This is a genomic window from Hymenobacter sp. GOD-10R, from assembly GCF_035609205.1.
Taxonomy (GTDB): domain Bacteria; phylum Bacteroidota; class Bacteroidia; order Cytophagales; family Hymenobacteraceae; genus Hymenobacter.
In genome coordinates this window covers 3,261,049-3,280,254 of the sequence record NZ_CP141184.1, presented here as the reverse complement: position 1 = coordinate 3,280,254, position 19,206 = coordinate 3,261,049, and the positions used below count along the sequence as shown (strand labels likewise).

Below are 19,206 nucleotides of genomic sequence, written 5' to 3'. Positions count from 1 at the left end.
CGAAATTACACGTTACTAGTCCAATGTCGCTCACCACTATTAAGCTTCCCGAACTCTCCTTAGTCCTACTCATCGGCACTTCCGGCTCGGGGAAGAGTACGTTTGCCCGCCGCTTATTTAAGCCAACGGAAATCGTGTCGTCGGACCACTGTCGCGGCCTAGTATCCGATGACGAAAACGACCAAACAGCCACGCCCGATGCGTTTGCGCTGCTGCACTACTTAGTAGGCATGCGCTTGAAGCGCGGCCTGCTCACCGTCGTCGATGCGACCAACGTGCAGCCCGAAGCCCGCAAGAGCCTCATTCAGCTAGCCCGCGAGTACCACGTGCTGCCCGCCGCCATCATCCTCGACGTGCCCGACTACGTGGCCGAAAACCGTAACCGCGCCCGCGCGGAGCGGCAACACCTAGGTCGGCACGTAGTACCGCAGCAGCGTCAGCAGCTACGCCGCAGCCTTAAATTCCTCAAACAGGAAGGCTTTCGCCACATCTATCACCTGCACAATACCGAGGAAATTGACGCAGTGCAGACTATCGTGCGCGACCCGCTCTACAGCAACCGCAAACAGGATACCGGTCCCTTCGATATTATCGGCGACGTGCACGGCTGCTACCTAGAGCTAGTGCAGCTGCTCACCGACCTCGGCTATACCGTCGAAACCGAACCCACGCAAGACGCCCGTGACCTAGGGGTCCGCGTAACGGCTCCCGCTGGTCGGCGGGCTTTATTCCTGGGTGACCTTGTTGACCGCGGCCCCGATTCGCCTGCCGTGCTACGCTTGGTAATGCGCATGGTGCAGGATGGCCTAGCCCTGTGCGTACCCGGCAACCACGATAGTAAGCTGCTCCGCCACCTCTATGGTAAGCATGTGAACGAGCAACATGGCTTCGCCGAAACGCTGGCCCAACTTGCCGGCGAGTCGGATACGTTCAAGAACCAAGTGCGGCAGTTCATTGATGGCCTGGTGAGCCACTACGTGCTGGATGGCGGCAAGCTGGTGGTAGCCCACGCTGGCATGCGCGAAGAAATGCAGGGCCGCGGCTCGGGAGCTGTGCGCGCCTTTGCTTTGTATGGCGAGACCACGGGCGAAATCGACGAGTTTGGTCTGCCAGTGCGCTACAATTGGGCCGCCGAGTACCGCGGCCGCGCCATGGTGGTGTACGGCCACACGCCCGTGCCCGCCCCCGAGTGGCTCAATAACACCATTGATATCGACACGGGTTGCGTGTTCGGTGGTCGCCTCACGGCGTTGCGCTACCCCGAGCGCGAGCTAGTAAGCGTGCCCGCCGCCCAGGTGTACTGCGAGCCGGTGCGCCCGTTGGACTACCTACGCCAGTTGGCCGAAGCCAATGCCCAAAGTCAAGAAGGCACTAGCCAACTCACGGCCCAACAGCAGCACGACGACGTACTCGATATCCGCGACGTGACTGGCAAGCAGATTATTAAGACGCGCTTGCTGCCGTCGGTGACCATTCGGGAAGAGAATGCCGTGGCGGCCTTGGAGGTGATGTCGCGGTTTGCGCTGAATCCGAAGTGGCTGCTGTACCTGCCGCCGACGATGTCGCCTTCGGAGACCAGCGCCCTGCCCGATATGTTGGAGCACCCCGCCGAAGCCTTCGACTACTTCCGGCGTCAGGGTGTGGAACGCGTCGTTTGCGAGGAAAAGCACATGGGCAGCCGCGTAGTCGTAGTGCTGGCCCGCGACGAAGAAGCCGCCCGGCGACGCTTCGGCGTAATTGGGGAAGGTCCCGGCCGCTGCTATACCCGCACGGGCCGCAACTTCTTCAACGACTCGACCCTGGAAGCCGCTTTCCTAGCTCGCCTGCAAGAAGCCTTGACAAAATCCGGCTTTTGGGACCAGTTCCACACCGACTGGCTCTGCCTCGATGCCGAGTTGCTGCCGTGGTCGGCCAAGGCGCAGCAGTTGATCAAGGACCAATACGCTGCTGTCGCCGCAGCGGCCACGGCTGCCCTGCCCGAAGCCGCGGCCGTGCTTAGCCAAGCTAGCTCCCGCGGCCTCGACGGGATTGAGGAATTGCTAGCTCGCACCACGGCTCGCCAAACCGCCGCTGAGCAGTACGCCGAGGCTTACCGCCGCTACTGCTGGCCGGTGGAGAGCCTCGCCGATTTGCGCCTAGCTCCTTTCCACCTGCTTGCCACCGAGGGACACACGTATTTTGGGAAAGACCACGCTTGGCACATGGAAACCCTGCGCGCCATCTGCCGCGCCGACGAAGGCCTGCTCCGCGCCACGCCCTACCGGGTGGTACGCCTAGATGACCTAGCCGACGTGGAAGCCGCCACCCAGTGGTGGACTGATCTCACGGCGGCCGGCGGCGAAGGTATGGTGGTGAAGCCCTACGACTTCATTCCCGCTAGTCGCAAGGGCCTGGTGCAGCCTGCCCTCAAGTGCCGCGGCCGCGAGTACCTGCGCATCATCTACGGCCCCGACTACCTCCTGCCCGGCAACCTAGAGCGCCTGCGCGAACGGTCCGTGAAAGCCAAGCGCAACCTAGCTTTGCGCGAATTCACCCTGGGCGTGGAAGGCTTAGAGCGCTTCGTGTCAGGTCAGCCGCTGCGGGCAGTGCACCAGTGCGTGTTCGGGGTGCTAGCGCTGGAGAGTGAGGCCGTGGACCCTAGGTTGTAGCCATTCTGCCTTGCCACATTAGTACGCTTGTTTTTCGAGCACGTACACCTGCAACTGCTTGCGCGTTTGAAAACCTAGCTTTTCGTACAAACCGCAGGCGTTGGTGTTATCAGCAAATACGTGCAGAAATGGCGTGTTTCCTGCTGCGCGAATAATGCCTATCTGGTGCCGTAATAGCTGGCCAGCATAGCCTTTCCCGAGGTAATCGGGGTGGGTGCACACCGCGCTTATTTCGGTGTAGGGCGTTGGTTGCAGCCGCTGCCCGGCCATGGCGACTAGCTGCCCGTCTTGGAAGATGCCGTGGTAGCCCCCAAACGCGATGGTGCGGGCCAGAAAAGGGCCAGGATTGGTTAGGGCCGTGAGGGCAATCATAGCCGGTATGTCTTGGTCGTGCAAGGCCTTTACTTCCGTAGGACCCAGATCAGGAGTCGTCGGCTGTTCATACACCATCTGCAACAACTCCTTTTGCATCAACAGCTTCCAGCCGGCAGGAATGGCGGTATCAGCCGTGAAGAGTACCGCAGGCGCTCCGAACGGGGATATTTCGTGTAGCCTGGCAAAGGCATTTTCCGAGTAGTCAGACAGGCCCGCGAAGGCACCGATATCTTTGGGTAGGTAGCGAGCCTGCTCGTTGCCAACAGCTAGGTGTTTGTTGCCAGTTGTTAGCGCGTTCCAGATAGGATTATCTAAGATGTGTTCCATAAGGTGGCGTAAGCAAAAGGAGCCCGGAGAATACTATTTCTAGCCTCACTTGATGAGCAGAAATGCCCTGTTGCAGCGAGTTCCAGCAACAAGGTCGGTTGGGTTGTAGTTTGGGCAAAGGTAACCTCATAGCAACAAGCGCGAGCCGGCGAGCAGTATCGCCTCAACTTTCTTGCAAACATTGAGGACAAGTCTAAGCACGCAGGCGTGTCCAATCACGGAAATTTGTTCTGGGTGTGGAATATTTAGATCACCTGGTGGTGGGCCAGCCACTGCGGATGGTGCATCAGTGCGCGTTTGGTATGCTGACATTAGAGAGTAAGGCCGTGGACCCTAGGTTGTAGATCCTATTGAAAGCTTCCTCATGCATCAGGATACCTATAGTCATAGAGAACATCTGCATCCGCTATGTACCACTCCAAGAAAGTTGCTAACGAAGTAGTTATAACTTTGAATACGTCATTAGTTGGTATAATACCAATCTGATAATTCTCATTATCATTCACAATGAACCCGTACTCCCAACTGCGGTGCATATAGTCAACGAACACGGTTACTCGCTCTGTTTTCAGAGTTGCGGTGTTGCAGGCAATCACTAATACCTCTTTTTCTTCGGTACGAAGTGCTTCCACGGGGAGAAAAGAACAGTACCTATCATCAAGAAAATTAGGGTAGAGGTCGGGCGTACCGTTAACAGTACGATATAATTGTTCAAAGTCCGGTGGCAGTATGACTTTATTGGCCTCTGCTATTGCCTGCACGTACGGCAATTCTACCGGTGGGCATGTAATAGCCTGCTGCTTCCAAAAGGCAGACAGTGCGCTAAGCATTATTGCTAATGTCGGGTCAGGGGCAAGCACGAATTATAATAGCTAGGTAGAAAACGCAATTTAATGCCAGTGAACGACAGTCGGAATGCAAGTAGCGTGGATGCTTAGCCAAGTGTTAGCATTCAAACACGTCTCACATCTGAGACTTTTTACCTAGCTTTGTAGTCCACAATGATGCAAGACACCCAGCAACAGATCGTCGAAGCCGCTATTCTCGTGTTCAACGAGGATTACTCGGCGCCGCTGGAGAAAGTAGCGGAAAAGGCCTCCGTCACTCGGCGGACACTGCACCGCTACTTTAAGGGACGCGACGAATTGCTAACGTGCTGCGAGCAGGAGATGCGGCGCAGCTGCAACCTAGCCATGACGGAGGCCTTGAACAGCTCCGACAACCCGCTCACGCAACTCGAACGGATGCTGTACGCCGGCGTGGAGTGCGGCGCGAAGTACTCATTTTTCAGCAAGCTGCATACCCGACCCGAGCACCACCATTCGACGCACAACGCCGACTGCGCCGAGTACGACACCATGTACAACCGCTACCGGGCGGTTATTGCGAAGCTTCAGGAACAAGGCGCCATTAGTCCACACATCACGGCGGAGTGGGTGATGATGCTGTTTAGCGGCGTGGTGGCGGCTACCATCAATGCGGATTCCTTTGGAGCCGTGGCGAAGAACAGCCTTAAGCAGTTTGCTTGGTTCTCATTTAGTAAGGGAATTGGCCTTTGATATTTTTTTGTTTTTGCATGTCTCATTTTTGAGACATTTGACTTACGTTTGCGACACACAAATTCCTCACTATGAAAAATCAAGAACAGTTTGATGTGGTTATCGTCGGGGGAAGCTACGCGGGATTGTCGGCAGCAATGGCGCTAGGCCGCGCCATTCAGCAGGTGCTGGTGCTGGATACTGGTAAGCCGTGCAACTACCAAACGCCGCACTCGCACAACTTCCTAACTCAGGACGGCAGCACGCCGGCCGCCATTGCGGCGCAGGCCAAGGCGCAGGTCCTAGCTTACCCCACGGTACAGTTTCGCAATGAAGCCGCCGTAGACGTGACGGGCGAGGATAATCACTTCACCGTTACCACGGATACGGGCGCGCAAGTCCAGGCGCGCAAGCTGCTATTTGCCACCGGCGTGCGCGACCTGATGCCCGCCATTCCGGGCTTTGTGGAAAGTTGGGGAATTTCGGTGATTCACTGCCCCTATTGCCACGGCTACGAGTACCGCGGTCAACCGACGGGTATGCTAACCAATGGCCCCGTTGCTATGGAATGGAGCCAACTCATCCGCAACTGGACCGATCAGCTGACCATCTTCACCAACGGCGAAGCTAGCTTTTTGCCCGAGCAACGCGCCCAGCTGGCTGCCCGCCAGATCGCCGTGGAGGAAACGCCCGTGCAGGAAATTATTCACCATAACGGCTACCTTACGCACATCGGGCTAGCGGATGGCCGCCAAGTGCCGCTCACCGCTTTTTACGCCCGCCCAGAGTTTGAGCAGCACTGCCATTTACCGCGCCTGCTGGGTTGTGACCACAACGAAGTAGGACGTATTGTGGTCGACAGCATGCAGAAAACCACCGTACCAGGCATTTACGCCGCAGGCGACGCCACCACGATGATGCGGACTGTCAGTATTGCCGTGGCAGGCGGCACCACCGCCGGTGCGCTCATCAACCATGAGCTGCTAGCTACCGGCTAACCTAGCCTATCAGCCGCGTAGCGCAGCCTTGGCAACCTACCCCGTAGGGTAAGTTGCCAAGGCTGCGCTGGCTTTTATACCCTACCTACGCGGCATTATTATACGCGAACTACTAAGTCCGCGCTACACGATTAGCAGCCGCTCTCGGAGCAGGAGCCGAGCGGTTTGCCGTTGTGGCTGATTTCCCAGCCGCAGCACATCTACTAAGGCAAACAGCTGGTAGCAAGCAGCATCGTGGGCGGCTACCTGCGGGAGGCTAGGATAAAGCGGCTCCACCGCCAACCCCTGTATAATGTCCTTTCCCTCCGGGTTTGGCCACACGTAGGGCAATAGAGATTCCTCGGCTTGCACTGCGGGCATGGCGCTGTGCGCGGTGGGCGTACCCTGCACGATGCTGCCGGGGTGGGCAGGAAATACGAACGGCAAGCCGTAGAACAGAAACTTGAGCAACTCTCGCTGATGCAGCGTGCGCCCGTCGGGCTGGAGCAGGCGCGCGTACTGGCAGCGACGCAGGGCGTCGGAAATTTCGGCGGGGCTAATCAGTAAGGCGGCAGCGAGGTCTTTACCCTGCCAGGGAGTCGTAGCTAATGTTGAAATTTTCAGCAGAACTACCACATCCTGAGGCCGCATACCGTTGTGTTTGCGCATGGCAAAAACGGGGCTAGGAGTTCGGAATTCGCGATTCGCAAACCGTGAACAGGTGGTGGAGCAAAATCAGTGAGGCGAAGGTAAACGCCGACGGCAAGCAAAAGAAACTTTATTTAAAATTATTCTAAATAAAGTTTGGAGCCTAGGGTACGAGCTATACATTTGAGCACTGTTTAGAATTTATCTAAACAAATACCTAAACGAGTGCAACGCGACGAAGAGGCTTTACCCCCGCCGTTGCTTTCGCTCCACGCTAAAACTACGCTCACCTGTATGCGCCGCACTCCGTTTTGCTTACTGCTTAGCTGCTCGACTTTCGTGCTGACGCAGGCACTGGCCCAAGCGCCAGCTGCTTTGCAGGATAGCACGTTGCGGTTGCAGCCCCGGCAGCTAGGCGAGGTGGTGGTCACGGCCACTCGCACCGAGCGCAGCATCACCGACGTGCCGATTCCGGTGTTGGTTGTGGGCCAGCCACAGATTAAGGCGATGGGTGCCCTGCGCTTGGGCGACGTGCTGCGCGAACAAACCGGCCTCACCACCGTCAACGACCACGGCCAGGGCGTCCAGTTGCAAGGGCTTAATCCCGAGTACACCCTGATTTTGGTGGACGGCGAGCCGCTGATTGGGCGCACGGCCGGCACGCTCGAACTCTCCCGCGTGGCGGTCGGCAACATTCAGCGGGTGGAAGTGGTGAAAGGTCCGGCGTCGGCTTTGTGGGGTTCGGAGGCGCTGGCGGGCGTGGTGAACATTATCACCCAGAAGCCGCAACCGGGCACGAGCGGCGACATCCGCCTGCGCTACGGCACCAACCGCACCGCCGACCTAGGGGGCACCTTCAACGCCAAGGGCAAAAAGCTAGGTCTCACGCTGTTTGTAAATCGCTACAGTTCGGCGGGTTATACCCTAGATCATGCAGAAAGCCCGACGGTGCCACCCTTCGCCAGCTACACCGCCCAGGGCCGCTTGAGCTACCAGCTGGGCACGCGTACCACCTTGAGCCTGAGCGGCCGCTACTACACAGAAAGCCAGAAAAGCGACCTACGCGTGACAGCCGAAACTGGCGAAATGGCCGTGGTGCGCTACGCCTCTCGCCAGCACGACTACAACTTGAATCCGGTGCTCACCCATCGCTTTTCTGACAAGCTCTTCGCCACGGCCCGCTTCTATCACAGCGGCTACCGCACCCGCGAAGAATACACCTACCGCGCCGACGGCAGCCCCTACGACGCCACGTATTTCAACCAAACCTTTACCCGGCCCGAGGTGCAAGTTGATTGGCAGCTTCGGCCTACGCAGGTGCTCACCAGTGGTGCCGGCTACGTGCTCGAAGCTGTAGAAGCCACCCGCTACGACCAACAGCAGCAGCTACGCGCCCACTACGTGTTTGCCCAACACGACTGGTCGCCCACGCCGCGCCTGAATGTGGTGACGGGCGTGCGCTATGATGGGCACAGCCAGTACGTGGGGCAGCTGAGCCCGAAGCTTTCGGCGCGCTACCAGCTGCGGTCGCGGCTAGCGGTGCGGGGGTCGGCGGGGCGCGGCTACCGGGCACCCGACTTCCGGCAACTGTACCTTAACTTCTCCAATCCGACAGTCGGCTACAGCGTGTTTGGCACCAACCAAGTACAGGCGAAAGTAGCCCAACTTGCCGCGCAAGGGCAACTAGCAACCGACCCCGAGACCAGGCAGCCGGTGATCTACGACGCGGTGCTTGCCCAAGCCAGCGGCCTCACTGCCGAAAGCTCCCTGGCCTACAACCTAGGGGTGCAACTCGACCCGACCGCTAAGCTGCAACTCACCGCCAACGCTTTCCGCAACGACCTGCGCAACCTGATCGAAACGGCCGTGGTGGCGCTGAAAACCAACGGCCAATCGGTGTACTCCTACCGCAACGTGACGCGGGCTTTCACGCAAGGTGCGGAGGTAGACGCCCGCTACCAGCTGCGCCCCGAACTGACGCTGAGCGGCGGCTACCAGCTGCTGTTTGCCAAGGATAAATCGGTGATAAACAACATCGAAGCTGGTGAAGTATTTCGCAAAGACCCGCAAACGCAGCAAACCAAGCGCGTGCAGCCGCAAGACTACGGAGGCCTCTATAATCGCTCGCGCCACTCCTTCAATCTCAAGGCGTTCTACGAAAACCCGAAGGCCGGCTGGTCGGCGAGCCTGCGGGGAATTTACCGGGGCCGCTACGGCTTCGGCGACACGAACGGCAACGCCATCTTGGATGCGGATAACGAGTACGTGCCCGGCTACTGGCTCGTGAACATGGCCGCGGCCAAAACCTTCCATCAGCGCCTCACCCTGCAAGCCGGCCTCGATAACGTGCTCGGCTACACCAACCCGACTTACATCAGCACCCTGCCCGGCCGCCTCGCCTACGCTAGCCTCACCCTTGCCCTGGGCAAAACGCGCTAAGAGGCTGTAGCGCGGACTTTGTAGTCCGCGCCTGGAAACGAATGCGATAAGGCATATCAAGCGCGGACTACAGAGGCCGCGCTACTCAGCGCAACGAACAAACTGTCCATTCCTTTTCTCTTCACTCCTTCTATGAGACACCTGTTTCTCCGCCCTGCCCTCGCCTTCTTGGCCGCTTCGTCTTTGAGCCTCACCGCTTGCAATGACGACAACGATAACGAAGAAACCGTAACGCCCGCGCTGGAAACCCAAAAGGTGGGCAGCCTAGCCCCGCAGCCGGCCGCCACTACCAGCACCGGCCAGCCCGGCACGGCCAAGCACTTCACCTTCTACAGCCTAGCCGACAACAAGGAAGTGCCTTACACCGACTCGGCTAGCACCAAATGGGACGTGGCCTTTCGCAGCACAACCATCCTAACTAACGGGGGCGCAAGCGGCCCCGGTCAAGGCGGCGCGCAAGTGTACACCGGCCTCTTCGACGAGCTGAAGGCAGTGCCCGAAACCGCGTTTGCCGTTGATGCTGCGGCCACGAAAGCCATTCCGACGGGCTCAGGCCAGGGCTGGTATAACTACAACTCCACCACCCACCTCGTGACGCCTATTGCCGGTAAAGTACTAGTAATTCGCACGGCTACTGGCAAATACGCCAAGATGGAAGTGACCAGCTACTACAAAGACGCGCCTGCTTCGCCCACGCTCAGCACGCCCAGTGGCTACTACTCTTTCCGCTACTTGTACCAACCCGACGGCAGCCGCAATCTGCAATAACCGTCAAAAGTCCGGCGCGGGTAACCTGCGGCGCCCCGACGCACCTAGCTTTTATGCCTCGGGTTGCCTGCTGCCGGCACTATGGGCCACTACTCTTTTCCGAATATGAAAATGCGTTCTTCTTTTCTCTCCAAAGCCAGCCTGTTGCTGTTGCTCCTCCTCGTGGGGCTCCGCAGCCTGGCCGCACCCGCGCCGCGCATCGTGTCGCTCAACGGTACCATCAGCGAAATTCTCTGCCAGCTAGGTTTGCAAAGCCAGGTGGTGGGCGTCGACGTGACCAGTACTTACCCAGGCGCCCTTACCAAGCTGCCCAAGGTGGGCCACAACCGTAACATTTCGGCCGAAGGTGTGCTGGCCTTGTCCCCGACTATCGTGGTGGGCACCACCGAATCGTTGAAGCCGGAGGTGACCAGCCAGCTGAAATCGGCGGGCGTGACGGTGCAGCTGTTTCCGCAGGAATACTCGGTAGCGGGCACCAAGAAGCTGATTCAGCAGGTGGCCGCGGCATTTCAGGCGTCGGCCAAGGCGCCCGCTTTGCTTAAGCAGCTTGACGCCGATCTAGCCAAGGCCCACAAACCCGCGAAATCGCCTAAGGTCCTCTTCATCTACGCCCGCGGTACCGGCACCATGATGGTGGCGGGCCAGGGCACGCCGCTGGAAAAAGTCATCGGCCTCGCCGGGGGGCAGAATGCCGCCACGGGTTTCACCGACTTCAAGCCCCTGACTGCCGAGGCCTTAGTGGCCGCCAACCCCGACGTGCTGTTGCTCTTCGATAGCGGTCTAGAAAGCTTAGGTGGCAAGGCGGGCCTGCTGAAAGTGCCCGGCATTGCCCAAACAACCGCCGGCCGCACCGGCCGCGTGGTGGAAATGGACGGGCAGCTACTCTCCGGCTTTGGTCCCCGCCTAGGTCTTGCCACGTCCGAGCTAGCTCGCCAGCTGAGCCAGTAAGGTAGTAACGCGGACTTTGTAGTCTGCGCTTGCCACTCTGCACCCCCGTTTCCCCAGGCGCGGACCACAAAGTCCGCGCTACATCGCTCCACTTTCTTCTTCCTTTCCATGCCTGCTGTCGCCGAGCTTCCTTCTCCCACGACCACTGCCCCACCCGCCACGCCGCCGGTGGAGCTGCGCCGACGCTTGTTGCTGCCCCTTCTGGTTGGGCTATTGGTAGTAGCCGTGTTGGTAAGCGCGGGCGCGGGCGCCGTGCACATTCCGGTACCGGCGGTGGTGGGCATTTTGCTCCACAAGCTAGGCCTGAGTAGCGGGCTAGCTTTCGAGTCGCAGCAAGAAGCGGTGTTGTGGGCTATTCGCTTGCCACGGGTGTGCCTGGGCGTCCTCATCGGGGCGGCGTTGGGGCTAGCGGGCGCGGCCATGCAGGGCTTGTTTCGTAATCCGCTGGCCGATCCGGGGTTGATTGGCGTGTCGGCGGGGGCCTCGCTGGCCGCCGTTACGACGATTGTGCTGGAGGTCACGCTTTTGTCGGCTTTGCGCGAATGGCTAGGTTTTTACACGCTCGCCGTGGCCGCCTTCGCCGGGGCTTGCGGCACGACGCTGCTCGTCTATCAACTCTCGAAAGAAGCAGGCCGGGCCGTGGTTGCCACCATGCTGCTCGCCGGTATTGCCGTTAATGCCCTCGCTGGCGCTCTAACGGGCCTGCTCACCTACGCCGCCACTGATGAGCAGCTGCGCAGCATCACGTTTTGGGGCCTAGGTAGCTTAGGAGGTGCTAGCTGGCCTACGGTGATCGGTGTGTTGCCGCTGCTCGCTTTGCCCCTGTTGCTGTTGCCGCGCCTAGGGAAGCAGCTGAACTTGTTGGCGTTGGGGGAGGATCAAGCCGCGCACCTAGGTCTGCCGGTTACGCGCCTGAAGCGCCAGCTCATCGTGCTGGCGACATTGGCTGTGGGTACGTCGGTGGCCGTGGCGGGCAGCATTGGGTTTCTGGGCTTGGTAGTGCCGCACCTGGTCCGCTTGGCGGCCGGCCCCGACCACCGCGTGGTGCTGCCCGGCGCCGCGCTGGGTGGCGCCTTGGTCCTGACCTTAGCTGACACTTTAGCGCGCACCGTCGTCGCGCCAGCTGAGCTGCCGATCGGCATTCTCACCGCCTTGCTTGGCACCCCAGTATTTCTCTGGATTTTGCTGCGGGAGAAGCGGCTCCGGCTGGCGTAGGCAAGTATCCGAAGGCATGCATTATACCTCGCGCGTACGCCACTGACAGACCTAGCTATCAATCAACTAGCCGACTTCCTCTCCTTACTAAATACGCAGCACTTTCTTCTCAAATCCATGTTCAACGTCCAACACCTGAGTTACCAAGTCGGCCGCAAATTATTGCTGCAGGATGTGTCGTTTGCCGCCTGGCCGGGTGAGCTGCTGGCCGTGGTGGGTGCCAACGGCGCCGGCAAATCCACGCTGTTGCGCCTGCTCAGCGGCGACCTTACCCCGAGCTGGGGGGAGCTGTGGTTTGACAACCAGCCGCTGACCGATATTCCCGCCGCCGAGCTTGCTCGCCACCGCGCCGTGCTTACCCAACAGCACAGCTTAGCGCTGGCTTTTAAGGTGCGCGAGCTGGTGCTCATGGGGCGTTACCCATATTTCCGCGGGCAGCCGAGCGCCCACGACCACGCTGTGGTGCAGCAGGCTCTGGCTACCGTAGGGCTGAGCGACCTAGCCGAACGCAGCTACCCCACGCTTTCGGGCGGCGAACAGCAGCGAGCCCAGCTAGCCCGCGTGCTGGCCCAAGTGTGGGAGGCCGAAGGTGGTTTTCTCTTGCTCGACGAACCCCTGACGGGCCTCGACCTCAACCACCAGCACCACACGCTAGCTGTGGCTAAAGCCCTGGTAAAGCGCGGCTTCGGGGTCATCGCCGTGCTCCACGACCTCAACCTAGCCGCCCAGTACGCCGACCAAGTCCTGCTGCTACGCCAGGGCCAAACGGTGGCGTATGGTCCGCCCGCTCAGGTGCTCACGCCCGACCACATCCAGCACGCTTTCGACATCTCGGTGGAGCTGCTTGCCCACCCTAGCCTGGGCTTTCCGCTCATCGTACCCGTGCCCCGCTAACCGACTTTCTAACCGCGGGCTTCGTACCTTCTCTCGCTTTCTCATTCTTTCTTTGCTTATGGCCATCACCGATCTGCCTTCCACCGCCACCTCGCTCGCCGAACGCTGGACCCAGTTCAAGCTCGACAACCCCAAAATCCGCATCCGCGACGCTGCTCGCCAGCTCGGCAGCAGCGAGGCCGAGCTGCTCGCCACCCAGTGCACCGGCCAGCCCGACGCTGCCGTGGTGCGCCTCACCGATGACTTTGCCGCCCTGCTCGCCGAAGTTCCGAACCTAGGTCGGGTGATGGCCCTCACGCGCAACGACAGCGTGGTACACGAGCGCAAGGGTTCTTACCAGAAAGTGTCCATCAAAGGCGCCATGGGCTTGGTGCTGGGCGACGACATCGACCTGCGCTTGTTCATGAGCCACTGGCACTTCGGCTTTGCCGTGGACGAAAATGGCCGCCGCAGCTTGCAGTTTTTCGCCGACGACGGCGAGGCCGTGCACAAAATCTACCTCACTGAAGACAGCAACACCGCGGCTTACGATGAGCTAGTGAGCCGCTACCGCGCCACCGAGCAGTCCAGCGACCTAGCTACGCAGCCCGCTCCCACTTCCGCCCTCGAAGTCCCGGACGCGGATATCGACGTGGCCGGCTTCCGCGAAGGCTGGCGCGCTTTGCAGGACACCCACGACTTCTTCGGCTTGCTGCGCCAATTTGGGGTGAGCCGCACCCAAGCCCTGCGCCTAGGTCCGCCCGAACTGGTGCAGCGCCTCGACAACGACGCCATCGTGCGCGGCCTGGAAAACGCCGTAGCGGCGGGCCTGAATATCATGCTGTTCGTGGCCAGCCGCGGCTGCATCCAGATCCACACGGGTCTGGTGAAACGCTTAGTAGCAACTGGCCCGTGGTTCAACGTGCTCGACCCCGATTTCAACCTGCACCTGAAGCTGGAAGACATAGCCGAAACGTGGCTCGTGAAAAAACCGACCACCGAAGGGCTTGTGCACTCCCTGGAACTGTACGACGCACAAGGGCGCAACTTGTTGCTGTTCTTCGGCAAGCGCAAGCCTGGCATCCCCGAGCAGGAAGCTTGGCGGGAACTGGTCAGCCAGCTGTAGCCTTACGAAGACCCTGTGCTTCTTATCTGCTGCCTGCCTGGCGCTTCATTTCGTAGCGCCGGGCAGGCAGTTACGTTTATAGAGGCCTGAATACTCTTTCTACCAAAGCCTTATGCACAGCACCTAGCTTTCTACCTGCACCAGCACAATGCCGTTCAGCTCTACTTCCGTGTAGGCTTGCAGTTCTTCTTTGGTCTTCAGCACTTTCACGTCGCGAATTTTCTGCGGGTTGATCTGCTGTAACTGCGTTCCGGTCACGGGCACGCCGTTCACCAAGATTAGGACCTTGTAGAACTTATCAGCCGTGTTGTTGCGCTCCACTGCCGCATTAACAGCTGCCGCGGTGAGCTTTACAGGGGCAGCCGGCGTGGTATTGGGCAAGGAGGCCGCCTTAGCAGCCAGCGTCGGGTCGGGCTTCGCTAGCTCCTTTTCAAATTCGGCAATTTGCTTGCTAAACAGCTTGCGCCCGAGCTGCGGGGTTTGCTCCCGTAGCAGTTGCTTTACATCGGCTTCGGGGGCGTGGGCCAGCAGGTACTCCAGCAGCGCGCCGCCGACGGGGTAAAGCTGCTCATCGGAGTAGGTCTGAGGCTGCTCCCACATCTTCCAGATATCGACCGTGCCGCGAATCGCTTGGCGGGCTTCCTGCAAGCGGTTACGATGGCTTTGGTCGAAGCACACGGCAATACCCTCGTTGATGAGGCGACTTTGCGGGCCAGGGCGCAGGCCGTATGCTACGAGCATGTGGGCCGTTTCGTGACCTTTGGTCTGGTTCTTCAACGCATGGATGGTAAGCAACTCCGACACGGTGAAGCCTAGGTTCTGGCTTAAAACCTGAACCGCGGCGGCTCGCTCATCCCACACGTAGTACTCTATCTTACGCGGCAGCGTCGCCTGGAAAAAGCGATTCTCCGTTTCATAGGCTTGCTCATGCGCCGCTGCATAAGCTTCGGGCGCAACCCCTAGGTTTTCGGGCGCTTGCAAATGAAAGCGAAAGTGGGCGGTCTCGATCAGCTTCCAATTGGCCGCCATTTCCTGGGCGCGCAGCATGCCTAGCCGTTTGGTCGCATAAGCCGTCACGTTTTTGGTGGCCGCCGCGGCTACCACATGTTCGAAGGCCTGCTTGGCTTTCGGGTACTCCTGCAAGGCGTAATAGCAGGTACCTAGGTAGGCCTCGCTCCAGGCCTTCACATCGGCCGAGCTGCTCGTAGAAGCAAGGCTCTTAGTCAAATAAGGAATGGCCGTCTGAAACTGTTGTTTGTCGGCGTACGCTCGTCCTACGAACATGCTAGTTCCGTTCTGCTCGCCGTGCGCACGAAGGTCCTTATCGCCCAGGGAAATTACAGCATCTAGCTGCCCGCTTACATAAAGCCGGCCTAGCTCCCCCGTGATGGGCTGCGATTGTGCAGCGGCAGGCATCACCGCCGTACAGCTTAGTACTAAAGCACATACACTAATTCGATAAAGTCTCATCCGTCCGTTAGATAACCTTGATTTGCCGAGCTTATGCGAAACCTAGCGCCACGTACTACGCCCAGGCTACGTTTGGTTTTGCCAAGATAACCACCTGGGTGAAGAAATAACGAGGTGCCGTTGCTCCTTAAGGAGCAACGGCACCTCGTCGAAGTAAGCTAGCTTCTGAAGCTCCAACTGGTTGCTCAACATTCCTAACTGCTCTTGTCACTTTACTTTCTTCAACCACTTCAAAGCGGCGGCTATTTTGGCATCCTTACCTAGGTCACTGAAGTTGTCGCCGCCGGTGACAAGCACGTCGGGGGCGACGTTGGAACGGTACACGACCCGGTTGCGGTCGGTTTCCTGCGTGCCGGCAATGGTGAGGTAAGTGGTGCCGCTGATCCGGTAGCTTTCGTTGGCGGTGGTGGCGCCATACGTAGGCTCGCCGAAGAAGCGCGTGCTAGCTCGCCCCTTTAAGCTAATAGCCACGATTTCGCCGGAGCTAGCCGTTAGGCCGCTGAGCAGCACGGCAATGGGTTTGTTGGTCTTCCGAACAGGACAGCGGTTTTGCAGGGTCGTCACTTGCAGCGTGTCCAGGTAAAAATTGCCTTGGCGCAGATACCATTGCTGGTCGGGCTGACCGTCTTTGTCAACGAAGCCCCCTAGGTGCCCGTCGCCGAGCAAGGGCGCCATTCCGGCCAGCATGGGTGCCATCGCGCCGCCGTCATTCAGGCGCAGGTCAATAATCCAGGCGGTGGCTTTGTCCGGATTAATGCGGCAGAGCGAGTCTTGCACCACCTTGGCCGCGTCGCGCATCTGCTGGAGGCTACCGTTGATGCCCGGCAGTTGAACGTAACCAATATTGCCCGGCAGCATCTTCACCCGAAGGCCGGGCCTCTTTGCCAGCGCTGCCTTCACGACGGCATTGGGATAGACAGGGCGCGCCGGGTTACGCCATTTATACGTTTTACCCTGATAGGTAAGCCAGCCGTGGTCGTCTTTCAACTGCTCAAACACATACGGATAGATCGGCAGCAAATCGTGCACCGACTGGGCACCCTGGGCTTTTTGGTACACCGTCTGGCGCAGCTGGGGCCAGTCGACAGAGGCGCGTTCCAGCGAATACGTCTCCAGTAGCGTCAGACTTTTATCGAGAAACGTCTTAACGGAATCGGGTAGCGAAGTAGTAACAGCTTGGCAACGGGCCGCGTGCGAAGCAACGAGAAAGAGCACGAGTAATACAAGTTTCTTCATGCCGCACAGATGCTGATTCTCGGCGGAGGGTTGTTTTGGGATGGCGGAATCCTCTGGGACGCGAAGCAGCATACTCTTACCCGTCGTAAGTTTTACGGTCACGAAGTAGTTCTAGGTACTGCTCCATCCACTCCGAATAGTCAGGCTGCGTTTCAGCCAAGGTCTGTGCAACTACTTGTAGCTCGCCATATAGTGGTTCAAAGTCGTACTCAGTACTTGTTAGTCGCTCAAAAGGACGTAGCGGACTCATATCCATGAGTGCATTCACGGCAGCATATCGAATCCGCGGATTTGCCTCTTGTAGCTGCGTGCGTAATGTGTCCACTACTACTTTGGGCTGAAGTCGAAGGTGCGCATTCCGGCCTAGGGCCCATATGCACGCTTCTTTACGGCGTTCGTCTGTAGCCGTAATAATGCAGGTAATTAGCGCATGCAATGCTTTCTCTCCCGTGACGCTCAACGCCCAAATACATCGGTCGACAACGGGACCGTCGTTGGTAGATAGAAGGTGAATAAACTGCGGGATAAAGGTGTCAGCGGCTTCCTGTAGTTGCGAGCGGTACCGTTTAATGAGCAAATCCAGACTAAGAAAAACTACTCTGCTATCAGCACTAGCAAGATTAGCGACGAGGATACGATACACCTCAGGCACAGCGCTCAAATGCGGCATGTCTCTCAGAATGTTAAGCTGCTCTTCAATGTCAGGTGCTGTTAATTGCTGTACTACTTCCTCTGTTGTCATGTACTACCTAGGGTTACCGCCCCGCCATACTCTTGTCCCGCGCTTCCTTAAACTCCGAACCCGCTTTCCACTGCGGGAACGTGGTTTCGCCCGCCAGCCGCTGCCCCACGCGGTAGTACAGCTGCGCATCCTGGGCGATGCCGGCTAGGTCCCAGTTGAGGTCTATCTGGTCGGAGGGCTTGTGGTAATGCTCGCTGGTGAACTGCTGGCGCTGCTGGGCAATGTATTCTTTGCCGCGGGTGCGGCTTTCGTAGCCGCCGCTGGCGTAGAGCGAGGGCACGCCCACGTGAGCGAAGCTGAAGTGGTCGGAGCGGTAGAACATGCCAGTTTCTGGCGTTTGGTCGGGCAGCACGTAGCGGTCTTGCTCCTTGGCCGCAGCACGGGCGTATTCTTCCAGCTCCGATTGGCCGTAGCCGATAACCGTGAGGTCTTTCATCTCGCCATAAGGCCAGAGCATGTCCATGTTCAGGTCGGCCACGGTTTTATTCAGCGGAAATGGCGGATGCTGAGCGTAGTAAGCCGAGCCGAGCAAGCCTTGCTCCTCGCCCGTCACGGCCAGGAATATGATGCTACGGGCGGGTTTCTCCTTGGCTTTCTGGAAGGCTTCGGCGATGCTGAGCAGGGCGGCCAGGCCGGTGCCATCGTCTACGGCGCCGTTGTAGATGGAATCGCCAGCAATGGTTTTGCCCACCCCAAAATGGTCCCAGTGGGCCGAGTAGATGATGTATTCGTTGGCGCGTGTGGTGCCGGGCAGCACGGCTAGCACGTTTTTCGAGGTTTGGCGGCGGAGCTTGTTCTGGATGCTTGCCGTCAGCTTCAGGTCGCCGAGCGGCCTAGCTTTGAAGCCGGGCTTGTTGGCCGCCGCGTAGAGCTGCTCGTAGTTCTGACCAGCGGCTTGGAACAGCTTCTTGGCCGCGTCGAGCGTCAGCCAGCCTTCCAGCGCGCACTTGCTGGCGCCTTTGTCGGGCAGCTGAGCGCGCAGCTTCGGGCTAATAGCCCCGCTGAGCACCACCGACCAGGGGTAAGCGGCGGGCTTTGTGTCGTGCACGATGAGCAAACCGGCCGCGCCGTGGCGGGCGGCCTCCTCGTATTTGTAGGTCCAGCGGCCGTAGTAGGTCATGGCCTTGCCTTTGAAGAAGGTGGTATCGTTAGCGGCGTTGCCAGGGTCATTCACCAGCACCACCACGGTTTTGCCCTTCACGTCGAGGCCAGCGTAGTCATCCCACTTGTACTCGGGGGCTACTACGCCGTAGCCGGCAAATACCAACGGCGAATTCGTGACGGCCACCTGCGGCTGCTCACGCTGGGTGAAGGCCACAAAGTCGGTTTTGTATTGGAAAGCTAGATTTTGGCCGTTGCCCTTGATTTGCATGGTAGCCGAAGGCGTGGCCGTGATTTCCACCATGGGCACCGGCTGGAAGTAGCTGCCGTCAGGGCCGGGCTTCAGACCTAGGTTTTTGAACTGGTCGGCTAAGTATTGGGTGGCACGCTCCTCTCCTACCGTAAATGGCTTACGGCCTTGCATTTCGTCGGAGGAAACGGCCTGCAAGTAGTTGCTGATGGTAGCAGTAGTGATGCCAGAGGCAGCAGCTTCGGTCGGTGCGGTGGCAGTGGCTTCGCCCGTAGTAGCTGGCGTGGAAGTCGTTTTGGAGGAAGACTGGCTTTGGCAGCCGACCAACGCTAGGCCAAGCAGCCCAACCGGAACCACTCGCCCCAGGACGAGCGACAAGCGCGTAGAAAAAATCATAAGGAAATCGCCGTTTCGTATCCCGTTTCGGGCCAACAGATGGAGAAGAAGTTGTGCTCCAATACTACAGCGTTTTTACCGGCTCTACACAGTTTTACTGTTGGGGCCGGGTACTATCGATATGTTCCT

The 19,206-nt window shown here is 59.0% G+C and carries 17 protein-coding genes; 10 read left to right on the top strand and 7 right to left on the bottom strand.

The annotated features are described in order from the left end of the window. Nucleotides 1-23 precede the first annotated feature (23 nt). Complete coding sequence (locus tag SD425_RS13105) at nt 24-2,648, top strand: polynucleotide kinase-phosphatase (protein WP_324679285.1); 2,625 nt, start codon at nt 24-26, stop codon at nt 2,646-2,648. An 18-nt stretch (nt 2,649-2,666) separates the two neighbouring features. Here SD425_RS13105 and SD425_RS13100 read toward each other — a convergent pair whose 3' ends face one another. Continuing rightward, nucleotides 2,667-3,350 (bottom strand): GNAT family N-acetyltransferase, encoded by a 684-nt coding sequence (locus tag SD425_RS13100; protein ID WP_324679283.1) that lies wholly within the window; start codon nt 3,348-3,350, stop codon nt 2,667-2,669. 236 nt (nt 3,351-3,586) lie between these two features. On the opposite strand from SD425_RS13100, the gene SD425_RS30015 reads away from it, so the two are divergent. Further along, the gene (locus SD425_RS30015; protein ID WP_416381032.1) at nt 3,587-3,694 is read left to right on the top strand and encodes a hypothetical protein; all 108 of its coding nucleotides are present in this window, start codon (nt 3,587-3,589) and stop codon (nt 3,692-3,694) included. An 18-nt stretch (nt 3,695-3,712) separates the two neighbouring features. On the opposite strand, the gene SD425_RS13095 is transcribed toward SD425_RS30015, so the two are convergent. Beyond that, nucleotides 3,713-4,210: a hypothetical protein gene (locus SD425_RS13095; protein ID WP_324679281.1), complete on the bottom strand. Its 498-nt coding sequence runs from the start codon at nt 4,208-4,210 to the stop codon at nt 3,713-3,715. A gap of 141 nt (nt 4,211-4,351) precedes the next feature. Here SD425_RS13095 and SD425_RS13090 point away from each other — a divergent pair, with 141 nt between their 5' ends. Together SD425_RS13090 and SD425_RS13085 are read left to right on the top strand one after the other, a co-directional pair. After that, entirely contained in the window at nt 4,352-4,909 is a 558-nt protein-coding gene (locus SD425_RS13090; RefSeq protein WP_324679279.1) for a helix-turn-helix domain-containing protein, read from the top strand. Nucleotides 4,910-4,980: 71 nt separating this feature from the next. Beyond that, a complete protein-coding gene (locus SD425_RS13085; protein WP_324679276.1) occupies nt 4,981-5,886 on the top strand; it encodes an NAD(P)/FAD-dependent oxidoreductase in 906 nt (301 codons plus the stop codon). 123 nt (nt 5,887-6,009) lie between these two features. On the opposite strand, the gene SD425_RS13080 is transcribed toward SD425_RS13085, so the two are convergent. Continuing rightward, nucleotides 6,010-6,534 (bottom strand): hypothetical protein, encoded by a 525-nt coding sequence (locus SD425_RS13080; protein WP_324679273.1) that lies wholly within the window; start codon nt 6,532-6,534, stop codon nt 6,010-6,012. 273 nt (nt 6,535-6,807) lie between these two features. Here SD425_RS13080 and SD425_RS13075 point away from each other — a divergent pair, with 273 nt between their 5' ends. The 6 genes from SD425_RS13075 (at nt 6,808) to SD425_RS13050 (ending at nt 13,882) form a co-directional block, all read left to right on the top strand. Continuing rightward, nucleotides 6,808-8,952, top strand: a complete 2,145-nt coding sequence (locus SD425_RS13075; protein ID WP_324679271.1) for a TonB-dependent receptor — start codon at nt 6,808-6,810, stop codon at nt 8,950-8,952. Between the two features lie 132 nt (nt 8,953-9,084). Continuing rightward, nucleotides 9,085-9,720, top strand: a complete 636-nt coding sequence (locus SD425_RS13070; protein ID WP_324679269.1) for an HmuY family protein — start codon at nt 9,085-9,087, stop codon at nt 9,718-9,720. Nucleotides 9,721-9,831: 111 nt separating this feature from the next. Further along, nucleotides 9,832-10,668 (top strand): heme/hemin ABC transporter substrate-binding protein, encoded by an 837-nt coding sequence (locus SD425_RS13065; RefSeq protein WP_324679267.1) that lies wholly within the window; start codon nt 9,832-9,834, stop codon nt 10,666-10,668. Between the two features lie 108 nt (nt 10,669-10,776). Then, nucleotides 10,777-11,883, top strand: coding sequence for an iron ABC transporter permease (locus SD425_RS13060; protein ID WP_324679264.1), 1,107 nt, complete (start codon nt 10,777-10,779; stop codon nt 11,881-11,883). Nucleotides 11,884-12,000: 117 nt separating this feature from the next. Then, on the top strand, nt 12,001-12,777 hold the full coding sequence (locus SD425_RS13055; RefSeq protein ID WP_324679262.1) for a heme ABC transporter ATP-binding protein: 777 nt from the start codon (nt 12,001-12,003) through the stop codon (nt 12,775-12,777). A gap of 58 nt (nt 12,778-12,835) precedes the next feature. Next, nucleotides 12,836-13,882, top strand: a complete 1,047-nt coding sequence (locus SD425_RS13050; protein ID WP_324679260.1) for a hemin-degrading factor — start codon at nt 12,836-12,838, stop codon at nt 13,880-13,882. A 123-nt stretch (nt 13,883-14,005) separates the two neighbouring features. Here the strand turns inward: SD425_RS13050 and SD425_RS13045 are convergent, their stop codons facing one another. From SD425_RS13045 to SD425_RS13030, 4 genes are all read right to left on the bottom strand, one after another. Then, nucleotides 14,006-15,298 carry a hypothetical protein gene (locus tag SD425_RS13045; RefSeq protein WP_324679258.1) on the bottom strand — a complete coding sequence of 431 codons (1,293 nt, stop codon included), beginning with the start codon at nt 15,296-15,298 and terminating at the stop codon, nt 14,006-14,008. Nucleotides 15,299-15,559: 261 nt separating this feature from the next. Next, nucleotides 15,560-16,588 (bottom strand): S41 family peptidase, encoded by a 1,029-nt coding sequence (locus SD425_RS13040; RefSeq protein ID WP_324679257.1) that lies wholly within the window; start codon nt 16,586-16,588, stop codon nt 15,560-15,562. Between the two features lie 76 nt (nt 16,589-16,664). After that, nucleotides 16,665-17,330, bottom strand: coding sequence for a HEAT repeat domain-containing protein (locus SD425_RS13035; protein WP_324679255.1), 666 nt, complete (start codon nt 17,328-17,330; stop codon nt 16,665-16,667). Nucleotides 17,331-17,343: 13 nt separating this feature from the next. Continuing rightward, entirely contained in the window at nt 17,344-19,077 is a 1,734-nt protein-coding gene (locus SD425_RS13030; RefSeq protein WP_324679253.1) for a M28 family metallopeptidase, read from the bottom strand. Between the last annotated feature and the right edge of the window lie 129 nt (nt 19,078-19,206).